The organism is Acrocarpospora pleiomorpha (genome assembly GCF_009687885.1).
In the GTDB taxonomy this organism is placed as follows: Bacteria; Actinomycetota; Actinomycetes; order Streptosporangiales; family Streptosporangiaceae; genus Acrocarpospora; species Acrocarpospora pleiomorpha.
This window is the reverse complement of record NZ_BLAF01000043.1, coordinates 57,834-72,531: the sequence shown is the minus strand read 5'-3', so window position 1 is coordinate 72,531 and position 14,698 is coordinate 57,834. Positions and strand designations below refer to the sequence as shown.

Here is a 14,698-nt window from a genome sequence, read left to right as displayed (position 1 = left end):
TTGTAAGCGGACAAAGTCTGTAATGGCCATCCGGGAGTCGACAGACGTGACTGGGCCAGCCCATCCCGTTCGGCCCGACGGCGAAGGTTTGCCGACCGGCGCCGGTTCGCTGCGTCTGCAGATCCTCGGTCCGTTGCGGCTGTGGCGCGATAGCGTCGAACTGGACGCCGGCCCTCGGCAGCAGGCTCAGCTGCTGGCCCTGCTCCTGGCGCGCGTGGGCCGTCCGGTCAGCACGAGAGAATTGATCGACCTGATCTGGGCCGATGACGCCCCCGCCAGCGCGCTCAACATCATCCACAAGTACGTCGGGGCATTGCGGCGGGTGCTCGAACCCGCGGTCCCCGCCCGGGCAGCCGGTACATACCTGCACCGCCGGGGCGACGCGTACGTGTTCAGTGCCGGCCCCAGCACGCTGGACCTCGTCACGTTCCGGGAACTCCGCCAAGCCGGCCAGGCCGCCCTCGCCCAGCAAGCTCGCGAAGTGGCGCTCGATTACTACGTCGAAGCGCTCGGCCTCTGGCAGGGCCCCGCGGGGGATGGGCTTTCCTACGGATCGACCGCGATGCCGATCTTGGCAGCCCTCGACGACGAGTTCCACGCCGCCTGCGCGGCAGCGGCCGAACTGGCCGTGTCGTTGCGCCGACCGGAGCGGGTGATCCCGCCGTTGCAGCTGGCCGCGTCGATGGCGCTGTTCCACGAACCCGTACATGCCAGCCTCATCACCACCCTCGGTGCCGCTGGACGGCAGGCGGAGGCGCTGTCAGCGTTTCACGCGGTCCGTGACCGCCTCGCCGAGGAGCTCGGCATCGACCCCGGCCCGGCGCTGCAGGCCGCGCATCTGCGAGTGCTGACGCAGACCCCGAGGCCGCCGGTGATGACTAGCACGGAGAGTGACCGTGCATCGGCGAGGCAGGCAGCCGGACTGGTCGGCCGGGGCGAGGAACTCGGCGTGCTGCGGCAGGCCATCGAGGCGGCGCTCACCGGCCGCACCGGGCTCGGCATCGTCGAAGGCGAACCGGGCGCGGGTAAGACGCGCCTGCTGGAAGAGGCCGCCGCCGTCGCGGACCAGCGTGGCGCGCTCGTTGTCTGGGCTTCCTGTCTGGAAGGCGACGGAACACCATCGATGTGGCCATGGGAGCAGGCGCTCACCATCGTCCTCGACAGCCTGCCCGCGCCGGCGCGTGAGAAGTGGCTGACCGGCGAACTCGGTCGCCTCCTCGAAGCTGGAGACGATGACGCCGCGCCGCCGGTTGCCGGCAGCCGTGCCCAGTTCCGCCTGTTCGAGCAGGTCGTTACCGTTATCGGCCAGGCCTCGGCAGAACGGCCGATGCTGCTGGTCATGGACGATCTTCAATGGATCGATGCCGCCTCGCTCCAGCTGTTCGGCCACGTGGTGGGCCGGCTACCCACCGGCACCGCGATCATCGGCGCCCTTCGCGACCGCGCACCCACACCCGGCTCCGACCTTTCGCGAGTACTGGCCGCCGCCAGCCGGCTGCCCAGCCACCGCAGGATCCGACTCGGCCCGCTCAGCCTGACCGACGTGGCCGAACTCATCCGCCGCGAGACCGGCCACGAACCCAGCACGGACATCGCCCGCAACATCCACGTTCGCACCGCCGGCAATCCCTTCTTCGTCCGCGAACTGTCACGGCTTCTCAGCGACCGCGGCGCGCTCGGCGACGGCGACGCATCGGCCCGGGCCGGGGTGCCGTCCACCGTGCGAGACGTCGTCCGCGATCGCATGGCCGGCCTCGACGACAGCGCTCGCGACCTGTTGCAGGTCGCCGCGCTGATCGGCCGCGACGTCGACCTCGGCCTGCTCGCCCGCGCCGCCGGTGTCGACGTCGCAGACTGCCTCGAACGCCTCGAACCGTTGCGCGCGCTCGGCCTGCTCGAAACGGAGCCGGAGGACCCGTTCTCGTGGCGCTTCGCGCACGACCTGGTTCGCGAATCGGTCACGGAGACAACGGCGCATTGGCGGGCCATCCGGCTGCACCTGCGTGTCGCGGACGCGCTCGAAGAAGGCCAAGCGGACGACGAGTCCTTCACCGAACGGCTCGCCTTCCATCTGTGGGCCGCCAGGGCCCTCGCCGATCCGGTTCGTACGGCGGAGGCGTTGAAGCGCGCCGGTCGTCGCGCGGCGACCAAGCTCGCGTTCGCCGCCGCCGATCGGCACCTGGAATCGGCCGCCCAGGTCGCGCGCGCCGCCGGGCTCCCGGAACTCGAGCTCTCCGCTCTCTCGCTCCTCGCCATCGCCCCGCGTCGGCAAGCCGGGTTCGGCGGCACCACGTTCGACCTGCTGGAGCGTGCGGAACACCTGGCCCGCCAACTCGGCCGGGAGGTGGACGCCGCCGGCCTCCTCTTCGCCCGCCTGTTCGGGGCCTACACCTTCCTGGAGTGGGACCGCCTTCGTCTGGTCCGCCGGCTGTACGACCAAGGGGAGGCGTCCTCCGATCCGGTCGTCCGCGTGTACGGCCGGCAAGCCTGGGGCCTGCACCAGTGGGACATCGGCAACATCGGCGCGGCATACCGGTGCTTCAGCGAGAACAACCCCGCCCTTCTCGACGGGGTCGTCTCCGCGCACAGCGAGACCCCGATCCGGCGTGACGTCTCGGGTGAGTGGCCCGGCTGGCTGGCCGTCGTGACGGCACTACACGGTGACGTCGAGACGGCGGGGACCATGATCGACAAGTGGAATGGCCCCGACGACCAGTATGCGGTCGCGACCTGGGCCTACTACATCACCATCATCGCTTCGATGGCCGGTGACGCGGGCTGGGTGATACGCACGATCGAGCGCTGGACGGCCGTGGGCACCGGCCGCGCCGCCGTCCAGCAAGAGCTCTACATACGCCTGAACTGGTACTGGGCCCGTGCCCTCGTCGGCGATGACCCGGCCGGCATCGCGGCGGAGGCCGAACAGCTCCTGGCCGGGACGCTGGTCGACCCGCCGCGGTGGGGCGTCGCGTACCACCACGGACTGATCGCCGAGATGTGGTTGGCCGCCGGGAGGCCGGACGAGGCGGCCATCGCCCTCGATCGAGCGGACCAGGCCCTCGAGGCCTACGGCCAACGCTACGCCGAAGGACTTGTCCTGCTGCTGCGGGCGCGCCTGCTCCACGCCCGCGGCGAACCCGCCGAAGTCGTACGAGCCGCTGCCGAAACAGCCCGCGACCAGTCCAACGAACGCGAGTCTCACCTCTTCGCCCGCCGCGCCGAGAAGTTCCTCGCCGAGCTTTGACCGCACTTCGGACAGTCACTGGGACGAGCCTATTAGAGCTCGACGGGTGATCAACCAGCCGAACCCGGCCGCCGTGAAGAACATGACAATGCCGTATACCGCGCCCGGGATGGCGATCTCGGCACTGTTCAACAAGGCCGGGCTCAGCGCGACCGTGATGGCGAGCGCGGTGTTGTGGATGCCGATCTCAAACCCGGCCGCGGTGGCCGCGCGGTGGTCGACGCCGGTCAGGCGCGGCACGCCGTAGCCGACCAGCAGGCTCACGATGTTGAAAGCCAGCACGGCCAGCCCGACCGAGACGAAATAGCCGACGAGGTTCTCCCGCTCCCCGTACAGCACGGCGGAGATGACCCCGACCAGGACCACAACTGACAGCACCCGGACGGGAAGGTTGAGCCGCCGCGCCACCTGCGGCGCCAGCGCGCGCACGAGCATCCCGACCACGACCGGCCCGAGCACCATCACGAAGACCTGCTGCAACTTGTCGACCTGCAGCCCGAGGGCGGCCCCACCGGGAAGGAAGTACCCGGCCGAGAGGTTCACCACGATCGGCAGCGTGACCACGACCAGCACCGAGTTGACCGCGGTGAGCGTGATGTTCAGCGCGACGTTCCCGCCGAACAGGTGACTGAACAGGTTGGCCGTGGGGCCACCGGGCGACGCCGCGACCACCATCAACCCGACCGCCAGCTCCGCCGGGAGCCGGAAGGCCAGCACCAGGCCAAAGCAGATCGCCGGCAGCACCACGACCTGGCACAGCAGCGCGACCACGGCCGCCTTCGGATATTGGCCCACCCGCCGGAAGTCGTCCAGGGTCAGGCCGAGACCCAGGCCGAGCATGACGATGCCGAGGGCGAAAGGCAGACTGGCCAGGACCAATGGGGAATCCATGGCGGACATTCTCGGGCATACTGACAATTTCTGGCAGCCTGCAGGGAGCAAGCTGTCGTTGTTCCGGGCTGGCTAATCCAGACAACACAGGCCTCGACGGAACGGTACGGCTATGGAACCCACCACCGGCGACCGAAACGCCTGCGCTGCGCGATTGGGCGGTACGGCTGGCGCTCAAGCCGGCACCCCACGCGAGCCCGGCAACCGCTGGCGTGATCCGCGAGGCTGCGGCGGCTCTCCCGGCGGAACTCCTCGGTCAGATCGCTGACGCCTTCGGCGAGGTCGCTCCGGCGCTGCCCGAGCCACCGGTGGCCGGCACCCTGGGGGCGGCGGTCTCGCTTCCCCGATCTGCCGCCAGGGATCGATTCCCTGAATGAACTGGCCGGCAAGATATCGCCCTGCTGGAGTCCGGCCGGACGATCCCGGTGCTGCTGGCCACCCCGACCGCTCCCACCGGGCACCTCGATGCCGGAACGCTGGGTCAGCCGCCTGGAACTCCTGGGAGACGACGAACCTCTTCCGCTCGACTTCTGTCAGGCTCTGCTCCGCCTGCCTCGATCCGTCGACCCCGAGGTTCTCGCCCGCGCCCAGAAACTGACCTTGTCCGCGCCCAATTGGAGGTGCTGACCACCCTGGCCCGGGGCGAGGGCCCGGTAGGGCGGGCGACTGCGAGCGCCATCGTGACGGCGCTGGGGCACAAACAACCCGCACAGCGAGCGTGGGCCATCGATGCGGCGAAGATCCTCGCCCTGCGTGGAGAACTCGTTGGAGCCGATTTCGGCTGGGCGCTGGGGAAACTGGTCCGTGCGGACGTCGTGAAGCTCAACCGGGTCACACCGGCCCTGGAGGAGCTCGCACTGTGCGGGGCACACCACGAAACATGGGCCCTCCTGGCCGACGCGCCTCCCGCCCTGCTGCCCGAAGCAGGAGAGCGACCACTGACTGGTCTGGTGGACCTTCTGGCCGTCGCGGTCAAGGCCGCTACTTTCGCCGGGGCGCGGGTCGATGTTCCAGGACTGGCCGAGATAGCCGCGCGCAAGGGCGGCAGTCGCATGATGGAGGGTGCGTGCCATCTCCTGCAGATGATCAACATGAGATGAAGGCTCCGCACGCTGCGCATCGCGCCCAGCGTGACGGAGGCGATCAGCGGCGACGGGTTCACGCGCTGGCGGGGGAAGCTCACCATGTGGCTGCGTCCATCCTGCTCAAGCAGGATGACAAAGGGCCTGGCTGGCCGCCGACCGGAGCGTGCGGAGAATCCGCTAAGAGGATCACAATGGCCCAACTGGGTCATCCCACTTATCGGGACTGAAACACCCAAAGTGCCTGGTGCTATGATCTACCTGCACCTGGGCAAGCGTTCTGCGGGATTTTCGTGTTGTTCGGCCCAAACGGAGATCCTTCAAATCCGAGGCCTGTCCAGTAGATACCGAAAGCCGCCTGAGGCGGCTCATTTTCTGGCCGGACCACGAAGAACTCCGAAACGTACTGCTGGCCATCCTTCGTTCGGCCGTGAAGTTCCAGCAGCCACCCGCCTTCAGACTGATCTTTCGGAGGGATATGTGCCGCTCGTTTGATTTGAGGCTTGTCCCCAGGAAGCAGGCACCATTTGAGAGCATCTTTCAGGAGAATTGCGCATGTCTCGGTGCTGCGGACATGCCTTGAGCAGAAATCGGCGACACCATTCTTCGCTACTCCGGTCGCGACCTTTTCGAGCGTTGACTCCGCCATGTCTTGCGTCAATATTTCTGGTGAAGGTTCGGCTTTACCTGGCCTAGGCATACAGGCTGCCGTGCACACTACGATGGCCAAGACAGAAATCAGACGTGTGGTCAAACGCATGAGGAATCCTTTCCTTCGAGGATATGAGTATGAGGGCCAGGGGCGCGCCCCGGCCCTCATACTCACTATTGAGTAGTCAGATACAGAAGCCTCCGTCTATATAGCTGCACGTCTCTCCATTGAACCAGTTGGTCCACTGGGGTCGACCGTCATTCTGTGCAACCTTCACCGAAACCTGATGCCTGGTCGTACGCAGGTACTCCGTCTGGCCTTTATAATAGGTACTCATCTTGCCAGGTTCGGGATAGTCGTAGACACGCTGCTCGTCGCAATGGTTGTAAGAGCCGCCGACTGTAAATGCATTGTACAGCTGGACCTCGTAGCTTACCGCGCGGCAGTTTCCGGTGCTTGGATTCTGCGGGCTAAAATCAACTGAGTACAGGGTTGGGGAGTCGGCGGCAGCCTCTTGGCCACGTCCGCACGAAATCAGTTCCCCAAGCAGGACATTGGCCTGACATGTATTCCAGGCCTCGAAACTGTAGTAGTTCCATGTTGAGTTTCCGTCATACTTCAGCACGAAGCGCTTGTAGCAGGGCTCCTCCCAGAACCCGGTATAGGTCTTCCTTGCCGCGCAGTACTCGTGATACTGCTCAACGTACGGTGCCTCAAGGATTCCTACTGCCTTTTCAGATCTGGATTGGGGGTCATCCTGTGCCTGAGGGTCGGGATCCTGATCGTCCCACTCGACAGTGACCATGCACGGGTTTGTGCCGTCCTGCTCGTTTCGGGGCCCGCCGATGTATCGAACCTCAGTGGTGCTCTTGGGAAGAATCAGACTCTCGGTCCCCCGCTTGCATCGGGAGTCGGGGAGGATTTTCGCGAGATCCACAGAGATGACGTCATACTGCGATGTCATGGCCTCAGTCGATTTGAGTGCGGTTATTCCTTTAGCCTGCATCCGTTGCGAGAACTCGTTCAGGAGTCGGTTTCCGCTCTTGGAGCGGGTAATGTCCTCGGAGTTCGTGGCATCGAGTACGACAGTTTTCGGCACGATCGACGGCTGAGCGCTGTCGATGGCCGGTGATGCAGCCATGCCGTTGCCGGCGTAGATGGACGTAGCGTTTGCGGTACCTCCAGCAGAGAGAAGTCCCGCGACGAGGACGGCCAATATTGCCCTGGCTAACGGTCGTTGCATAGCTTTGGTGCACCTTCCGGTTGATGGAAATTTGGTAGAGGAAACCGTGCTTACGGTGTCCCTTCTTGGCTCGGGGCATTACGAAGCATTTGTCGGCATTGTCAAGTTAATTGAAATGATCTCAAGAGTCAAGGGTTTCGGATCAAGGAGGAGCTTTGCGGTAATACCGGATTCGCCTATATCATCATCCGATTATGTGGTCTATCGTGGAAAACACGTACACCATCATGGAGTTCACTCTGGACGCAGGCCTACCGTCATGGCTGGGTGACATGCGGGCGGTTGTAGTCCATATCGGAGACATGAGATATCCCGACCGCGGTGGGGTTGACCGCGCAGGCGCGGGCTCGCCGGGAGCAGGTGCGGTTAACGTCCGGGGAAATGTTCGCCGCCGGGGCGAGTGCCCAGCAGGTCTTCGAGCACTTCAGGGTGAGCCTGATGTCGGCTAACCGCTGGCACCGGCCTTGATGAAGGCGGGATGGACGCGCTGGCCTCCAAAGGGCCGGGCGGGGAGAAGTGCAAGCCGACCGGTCCGCAGTTGAAGACCCTGGCGGGGGCGCTGGAGCAGGGATCGGCCTCGCACGGCTGGGCGGATCAGTGCTGGCCCGGATCGCCGAACTGATCAGTGAGCTGTTCGAGGTGTGTTAAACGCTGGGCGGGCGTGGACTATCTGCTGCATCGGGATCGGTGGAGCTGGCAAGCGCCCGCCCGCGGGCGTTCGCGAAGCTGCGCCGGAAGCTGGATGGTTCGATTGGCTGGCCATTGGTAGCGGTGGAGACGAGCACGGTCTCCTGCCAGTCGTCTTCCGCCGTTTACCGGGCGTTGTCGCGTGCCGTGCACGGGCACGGAGTGCTGTCGTGATGATCTCAGGGAAGGGCAGCGTCGCGTCGGACGCGTGCGTCTTTGCGTGGTGGTGCAGCAGCATGCCCACAACGCGTTGGAATTAGCAGCCGATCGTCATCTCGGCCTGATCGAGAGGTGTTGTTCCAGCGTCCCGGACGTTCCTTGATGGTCCCGCCCGTAGTCGGCCGACTCGGACTTGCAGCGCACGAGGTCGGTCCATTGCTGTCGGCAGCTGCACCAGTGCGTGGGATTGACGTCAATGGGGCCTTGCCGGATGGTGGCGAGGATGCGGTGCATTGATGAGACGTCGATGTCATCGGCGATCGACGGTCGCCGTCCGTATCGTCCCTGCATGCTGCTGAACCAGGAGCTACGGCTCAGCCGGCGGGCGGTGTTCCTGGCCGCCGGAGGGCTGCTCGTCAGCTGCTCCCAGCAGCCTGAGGTCGACAAGGTTCACCTGCGACTGGCCACCGGGCCGGCGGGGGCGGTGTACCGGCGCATCGGCGGTGCGCTGGCCGAGCACATCTCCCAGCAGGTGCCGGGTGTGACGGTGGTCACTGTGCCGAGTGGGGCGTCCACCGACAACATCCGGATGCTGCGGGCCGGTGAAGTGCACCTTGGGCTGACGAGCCTGGACGCGCTGATCACGACCGACGGCAGCGTGCCTGAGGGGCTCTCGGCGATATGCCGGCTCTATGACAGTCACCTGCATCTCGTGGTCATGGCCGGTTCGGCGATCGACGAGTTCGGGGACCTGGAGGGCAAGCGCCTGTCCCTCGGTGCGCGTGACTCGGGCACGGAGTTCATGTCGCTGCGGGTTCTGGAGCTCGGCCTGGTGAATGCCGACGGTCGGTATATCAGCCAGGCCGAATCGGCGGCGGCACTGCGCGATGGCGAGATCGACGCGATGTTCTCCCTGACCGGCGTCCCGACACCCGCCATCACGGAACTGGCGCAGCGGCACTCGATCCGGCTGATCCCGTTGGACGCACAGGCGGACGCGCTCTTCACGGCGTTCCCAGGTCCCTACACGCCGGCCATGATCCCCGCGACTGCCTACGCCGGCGTCCCGGCCGTCCGCACCGTCGCTGTGCCGAACGTGTTTCTCGTGCGCGACGACCTGCCCGATGACCTGGTCTACGCCATCACCGACACGATTTTCACGCACACCGGCACGATCACCTCCGCCGGCCGCGACGACGCCGAAGCCGTTCCCGAAGCGTGGCGGATCAACGTGCGTACCGGGATCTCCACCGCGTCGATCCCGCTCCATCCGGGCGCGGCCGCCTGGTTCCGCGACCGCAAGCGCTGACCCGGGCCCGGGGCCTCAGGCCGGCGACGCCACCCGCGGCAACGCGACCACCGCGGCGAATCCGTGCCCGGACCCGTCCGGACGCGGCAGGCCCTCCTCCAGCCGCAGCTCGCCCCCGGCCGCCGCGACCAGGTCGGCGCAGATGGCCAGCCCCAGGCCGGTCCCGGACACGTTCTGATGCCGCGGCGATCGCCAGAACCGTCGTAGCGCCTGGGCCCGCTCGGACGCGTCGATCCCCTGGCCGTCGTCACGGACCGCGATCGTGACCACGCCTCCGGCTCCGGTGGCCGTACCGCCGGGGACGACTCGGGCGCTCACCTCCACTACCTGCGCGTCCGATAGCCGTAACGCGTTGCTGATCAGCTCGTCCAGGATGCTGCCCAGTCCGCCCGGCGGCTCCAGCAACCGCAGCCCCGGCGGTACGTCGACCGCCAGTGTCTGCCCCGCTGTCGCCGTCAACGCCCGCCACCGGTCCACCCGCGTCGCCAGCACCGCGTCGAGATCCACCGGCGACGCCGTGCGTATGCTCTCCATTCGCGCGCTGGCCTGCAACGAGTTCAGCATCCGCTGCATCGCCTTCAGCTCGTCGACCGCGACGTCGTACACCTGCCGCCCGTTGCCGTCCGCGCGCAGATGCGGCTCCAGACTCTCCACAGCGAGCCGGAGGCTGGTCAGCGGGTTGCGCAACTGATGCGACGCGTCGGACACGAACGCCCGCTGCCGCTGCGCGGCGTTCTCGACCGCGTCCATCATGGTGTTGAACGACTCTGCCAGCCGTCGCAGCTCGACCGGGCCGGCCTCGGCGTCCGCCCGAATCGTGAGGTCGCCCTGGGAGATTCGCGAGCTCGCCGCGTCCAGCTCCCGCACCGGCCGCAGTACCCACGCCGATACCGGCCAGGCGACGGCCACCAGCGCGATCAACGGCAGCAGCCCGAGCCCGGCGAGCTGGGCCCATCGCACGAGGATGCGATAGCGCGTCTTCGACAGATCGGAAATCGTCACGACCGCGCCGACAACCTCGCTGTCGCGGCCCACCGGCTCCGCGACCACGAGTGCGGAGTCGTTCCACGGCGCCCATTCGCCGGACGGTTCGGACCTCGCCCCGGCCAGCGCCGCGGTCACGATCCGGGGCAACGCCGACTCGGCCCGCGCCGCCTCCCGGTACGCACCGGCTGGTCCGAGCAGCACCTTGCCCGAGGTGTCGATCACCGCGACCGGGATGCCGTACAGCTCCTGGTAGCGCGCGAGCTCCTGATGGAGCGCCTCGGTCCGCCCGGTTGACAGCGTGGTCTCGGCCAGAGGCGCGAACCGGCCGACGTCGTTGAGCCGGTCGACGTACGTCTCCTGCATCTCCCGCTCGGCCACGGTGACGCTGAGCGGCACCCCGAGCGCGGCGATGAGCAGCACCGCGAGGGGCACCAGGACGACGAGCAGGCGGCGGTGCACGGCGCGTCAGCCGATCAGCTCCGGCTGGTCGGCCTGGAGCCGATAGCCGACCCCGTGGATCGTGCGAATGAGTACGGCCGGCCCGAGCTTGTGCCGCAACGCCGCGATGTGGGTGTCCAAGGTGCGACTCGAGGACTCCCAGGTCGCGCCCCAGATCTGGTCGAGGATGACGTCGCGGCTCACCACGTTCGGCGCCCGCCGGGCCAGCAGCAGGAGCAGCTCGAACTCCTTGCGGGTCAAGGTCACAGACGTGCCGTCGATGGTGACCTCGCGGGTGCCGAAGCAAATCCGCATCGGGCCGAGGACGAGCGGCTCGTCCGGGTGGCTCAGGGCACGAGCCACCCGGGTGCGTCGCAGGACGGCGTCGATCCGGGCCAGCAACTCCGGGATGCCGAACGGTTTCACGATGTAGTCGTCGGCGCCGGCACGTAAGCCACGGACCCGCTCGTGCTCCTCCGATCGTGCTGTCACGGCGATGACGGCGGTCTCCGGGCGGTCACGCAGCTTGCGGATCACGTCGAGTCCGTCGCCGTCGGGCAGGCCCAGGTCGACGAGGACCACATCGGATGGGGAGGCACGCACGGCCTCCGCGGCGGTGGCGATGCGGTGGACCTCGAAACCCGCCTGGGTCAGGACGGTCACCAGACCCCGGGCCACGCGGTCGTCATCCTCGATGATGGTGATCCGCATATCTGCAGGATTGTACGGCCCGGACCGAAGCTCGTGTTAGCCCTTCAATTCTTGGGATTTCTCTGACATCCGGCGCATTCCTTGGGATTTCTCTGACACCATCCGCGTCCCTGCCAGCCGACACTGAGGCCGCGCGCTCACCGACGAATGCGCATGCGCTGCCGAGGAGGCCGCGATATGAGAACGACCAGCAGGTACTGGATCGCTGCGATCGGCGTCGTTTCGCTCGTCGCCGCCTGCTCCAGCAACGGAGGTGCCACCAGCGGAAGCGCCACCGGCGGCTACCCGGACCAGAACATCACGTTCGTCGTGCCGTTCAGCGCGGGTGGCCCGACGGACACCGTCACCCGCATGATCGCCGAGCCGATGGCCGCCAAGCTCGGCACCAAGATCGTCGTCCAGAACGTCGAGGGGGCGGGTGGCACGGTCGGCGCCGGCGAGGTCGCGCGGGCCGAGCCCGACGGCTACACCGTGCTCATGCACCACATCGGGATGTCAACGGCGCCCGCCCTGTACCAGAACCTGGGCTACCAGCCGCTCGAGAACTTCGAGATGATCGGGCTCGTCACCGAGGTGCCGATGACGATCGTCGCCCGCAAGGATTTCGCGCCCGCGACACTCAAGGACCTCGTGACCTACGTGAAGGCGAACGCCGACAAGGTCACGCTGGCCAACGCCGGCATCGGCGCCGCATCCCACCTGTGCGGCCTGCTGTTCCAGACCGCCGCCGGTGTCAAGCTCCAGGAGGTCCCGTACGAAGGCACCGGCCCCGCGCTGACCGACCTCGTCGGCGGCCAGGTCGACTTCATGTGCGACCAGACGACCAACACCAGCGGCCAGATCTCCGCCGGCGAGGTGAAGGCGTACGCGGTCACCACGCCGGAGCGCGTGCGGAGCCTGCCCGACCTGCCCACCACGGCCGAGGCCGGGCTGCCCCAGCTCCAGGTCAGCGTGTGGCACGGTCTCTACGTCCCGGTCGGCACGCCGCAGGAGGTCGTCCAGAAGCTGTCCGAGGCGCTGAAGGTGGCACTGGCCGACCAAAAGGTCATCGACCAGATGGCCAAGCTCGGCACCGCGCCGGTCCCGGCCGAGGACGCGACCCCGCAGGCGCACCGGGCCAAGCTCGAAGAGCAGCTCGGCACGTGGGCAAAGGTCATCGCCGACGCCGGGGTCAAGGCCTCCTGAGGTGGAGCGCCGCCGGTCCTTCCCGGACGTCATCGCCGGGGGAATCTTCGTCCTGATCGGTGGGGCGTTCGTGGTGGGGTCGCTCGGCTACGAGCTGGGCACCCCGCTGCGGATGGGCCCCGGTGCCTTCCCGTTGCTGGTCGGCGCGATCGTGGCCGTGCTGGGCCTGGCGATCGTCAGCAAGGGATTCATCGCCGGCGAGGTGGTCTCGTTCGGGCTGGTCCCCTGGCGTGCGGTCGCCCTCATCGTGCTCGCGGTCCTGTTCTTCGGCTTCACCGTCCGGGGCCTCGGATTCGTACCGACGTCCGCGGTGACCGCCCTGCTCACCACGCTGGCCAGCGCGCGCGTACGGCTGGTCACGGCCGTGGCCGTGACCGCCGGGCTGACCGTTGCCGGCACGCTCATCTTCGTCGTCGGACTTCAGGTGCGGATCCCGCTATGGGGTCCGTGGCTAGGGTTCTGACGCGGCATCCGGATTGAGGCATGGAACTTCTCGACAACCTCGCGCTGGGCTTCTCGACCGCCCTCCTGCTCCAGAATGTCCTCTACTGCTTCGTGGGAGTGCTGCTCGGGACGGCGGTCGGCGTGCTGCCCGGCATCGGGCCGACGGCGACGGTGGCGATGCTGCTGCCGATCACGTTCAGCTTCGAGCCGGTGACGGCGCTGATCATGCTGGCCGGCATCTATTACGGCGCACAGTACGGCGGCTCGACGACCGCCATCCTGATCAACCTGCCCGGTGAGTCGTCGGCGGCGGTCACCGCGCTGGACGGGCACGAGATGGCCCGGCAGGGCCGGGCCGGCGCGGCGCTGGCCGCCGCCGCGGTCGGGTCCTTCATCGCGGGTACGGTGGCCACCGTCATCCTGGCCGTCGCGGCCCCGCCATTGGCCCGCGTCGCGTTGAAATTCGGCCCGGCCGAATACTTCTCGCTGGTGGTGCTCGGTCTGGTCGTGTCGATCGCGCTGGCGCGTGGCACGGCGCTCAAGGCACTGGCGATGATCGCGCTCGGCGTCCTGTTCGGCGCGGTCGGCCAGGACATCTACACCGGCATGCCCAGGTTCGTGTTCGACCAGCGCGAGCTGTACGGCGGCATCGACTTCGTGTCGGTCGCCGTCGGCATGTTCGGGGTGGCCGAGATCCTGCGCAACCTGGAGAACGAGCAGACCCGCACGGCGGTCATCGGCAAGGTGAAGAACCTCTGGCCGACCCGCGAGGACCGGCGCCGGATCGTCGGCCCGATCCTGCGGGGTACCGGTATCGGTGCCGCACTCGGCGTCTTGCCCGGCGGTGGCCACGTGCTGGCCTCGTTCACCTCGTACGCCGTCGAGAAGCGGATCTCGAAGCGGCAGCAGGAGTTCGGGCGCGGCGCGATCGAGGGCGTCGCCGGCCCCGAGTCGGCGAACAACGCCGCCGCACAGACGTCGTTCATCCCGCTGCTCACTCTGGGTCTGCCCGCCCATCCGGTAATGGCACTGATGGTCGGCGCGTTCATCGTTCACGGCATAACCCCCGGCCCGAACGTCATCACCGACGAACCGGCGCTGTTCTGGGGCCTGATCGCGTCGATGTGGATCGGCAACGTGCTGCTCGTGCTGCTGAACCTGCCGTTGATCGGCTTATGGGTGCGCATGCTGCGCATCCCGTACCAGGTGCTGTTCCCGATGATCATCCTGTTCGCCGCGATCGGCACATACTCCCTGGGGTTCAACGCGTACGACGTCTACGCGATCGTATTCTTCGGGATCCTGGGCTACATCCTGATCAAGTGCGGCTGCGAGCCGGCGCCACTGCTGCTTGGCTTCGTCCTCGGACCCTTGGTTGAGGAGAACCTGCGGCGGGCGCTCATCATCTCCCGCGGCGACGCGTCGGTCTTCCTGACCCGACCGATCTCCGCGGTGCTCCTGGCCCTGGCCGTGGCGGCGCTCGTCGTAACCGTCCTCCCGACAATTCGCAAGCGCCGCGAGACCGTGTTCACCGAGGAGGAGTAGAGACTCCGATCAGTAGTAGCCGGTGATGACGGCGGAGTTGAAGCTGCGCGTCCCGGTGCGAGGGTCGGCCAGCGTCCCACGCAGGTCTTTCTTCACTGCCATTAGGGTGTCACACTAATTT

The 14,698-nt window shown here is 67.2% G+C and carries 13 protein-coding genes; 8 read left to right on the top strand and 5 right to left on the bottom strand.

From position 1 onward, the window contains the following. Nucleotides 1-46 precede the first annotated feature (46 nt). Entirely contained in the window at nt 47-3,244 is a 3,198-nt protein-coding gene (locus Aple_RS32510) for an ATP-binding protein (RefSeq protein ID WP_218038597.1), read from the top strand. Between the two features lie 15 nt (nt 3,245-3,259). On the opposite strand, the gene Aple_RS32505 is transcribed toward Aple_RS32510, so the two are convergent. Continuing rightward, entirely contained in the window at nt 3,260-4,135 is an 876-nt protein-coding gene (locus Aple_RS32505; RefSeq protein ID WP_155348544.1) for a bile acid:sodium symporter family protein, read from the bottom strand. A gap of 212 nt (nt 4,136-4,347) precedes the next feature. Here Aple_RS32505 and Aple_RS32500 point away from each other — a divergent pair, with 212 nt between their 5' ends. Further along, nucleotides 4,348-4,512: a hypothetical protein gene (locus Aple_RS32500; RefSeq protein WP_155348543.1), complete on the top strand. Its 165-nt coding sequence runs from the start codon at nt 4,348-4,350 to the stop codon at nt 4,510-4,512. Between the two features lie 243 nt (nt 4,513-4,755). Then, nucleotides 4,756-5,235 (top strand): hypothetical protein, encoded by a 480-nt coding sequence (locus Aple_RS32495; protein WP_155348542.1) that lies wholly within the window; start codon nt 4,756-4,758, stop codon nt 5,233-5,235. 232 nt (nt 5,236-5,467) lie between these two features. Here the strand turns inward: Aple_RS32495 and Aple_RS32490 are convergent, their stop codons facing one another. Both Aple_RS32490 and Aple_RS32485 read right to left on the bottom strand, forming a co-directional pair. Further along, nucleotides 5,468-5,977 carry a hypothetical protein gene (locus Aple_RS32490; RefSeq protein ID WP_155348541.1) on the bottom strand — a complete coding sequence of 170 codons (510 nt, stop codon included), beginning with the start codon at nt 5,975-5,977 and terminating at the stop codon, nt 5,468-5,470. Nucleotides 5,978-6,053: 76 nt separating this feature from the next. Next, nucleotides 6,054-7,112, bottom strand: coding sequence for a hypothetical protein (locus Aple_RS32485; protein ID WP_155348540.1), 1,059 nt, complete (start codon nt 7,110-7,112; stop codon nt 6,054-6,056). Nucleotides 7,113-7,590: 478 nt separating this feature from the next. Here Aple_RS32485 and Aple_RS32480 point away from each other — a divergent pair, with 478 nt between their 5' ends. Both Aple_RS32480 and Aple_RS32475 read left to right on the top strand, forming a co-directional pair. Next, entirely contained in the window at nt 7,591-7,734 is a 144-nt protein-coding gene (locus tag Aple_RS32480; protein WP_155348539.1) for a hypothetical protein, read from the top strand. Between the two features lie 573 nt (nt 7,735-8,307). Continuing rightward, nucleotides 8,308-9,267, top strand: coding sequence for a TAXI family TRAP transporter solute-binding subunit (locus Aple_RS32475; protein WP_155348538.1), 960 nt, complete (start codon nt 8,308-8,310; stop codon nt 9,265-9,267). 15 nt (nt 9,268-9,282) lie between these two features. Here the strand turns inward: Aple_RS32475 and Aple_RS32470 are convergent, their stop codons facing one another. Together Aple_RS32470 and Aple_RS32465 are read right to left on the bottom strand one after the other, a co-directional pair. After that, entirely contained in the window at nt 9,283-10,713 is a 1,431-nt protein-coding gene (locus Aple_RS32470) for a sensor histidine kinase (protein WP_155348537.1), read from the bottom strand. 6 nt (nt 10,714-10,719) lie between these two features. Further along, the gene (locus tag Aple_RS32465) at nt 10,720-11,403 is read right to left on the bottom strand and encodes a response regulator transcription factor (RefSeq protein ID WP_155348536.1); all 684 of its coding nucleotides are present in this window, start codon (nt 11,401-11,403) and stop codon (nt 10,720-10,722) included. 177 nt (nt 11,404-11,580) lie between these two features. Here Aple_RS32465 and Aple_RS32460 point away from each other — a divergent pair, with 177 nt between their 5' ends. From Aple_RS32460 to Aple_RS32450, 3 genes are read left to right on the top strand one after another with little or no spacing between them, the layout of a single operon-like run. Continuing rightward, nucleotides 11,581-12,588, top strand: coding sequence for a tripartite tricarboxylate transporter substrate-binding protein (locus Aple_RS32460; RefSeq protein WP_155348535.1), 1,008 nt, complete (start codon nt 11,581-11,583; stop codon nt 12,586-12,588). Nucleotide 12,589: 1 nt separating this feature from the next. Further along, nucleotides 12,590-13,051: a tripartite tricarboxylate transporter TctB family protein gene (locus tag Aple_RS32455; RefSeq protein WP_155348534.1), complete on the top strand. Its 462-nt coding sequence runs from the start codon at nt 12,590-12,592 to the stop codon at nt 13,049-13,051. Nucleotides 13,052-13,071: 20 nt separating this feature from the next. After that, entirely contained in the window at nt 13,072-14,577 is a 1,506-nt protein-coding gene (locus tag Aple_RS32450) for a tripartite tricarboxylate transporter permease (protein WP_155348533.1), read from the top strand. Nucleotides 14,578-14,698 lie beyond the last annotated feature (121 nt).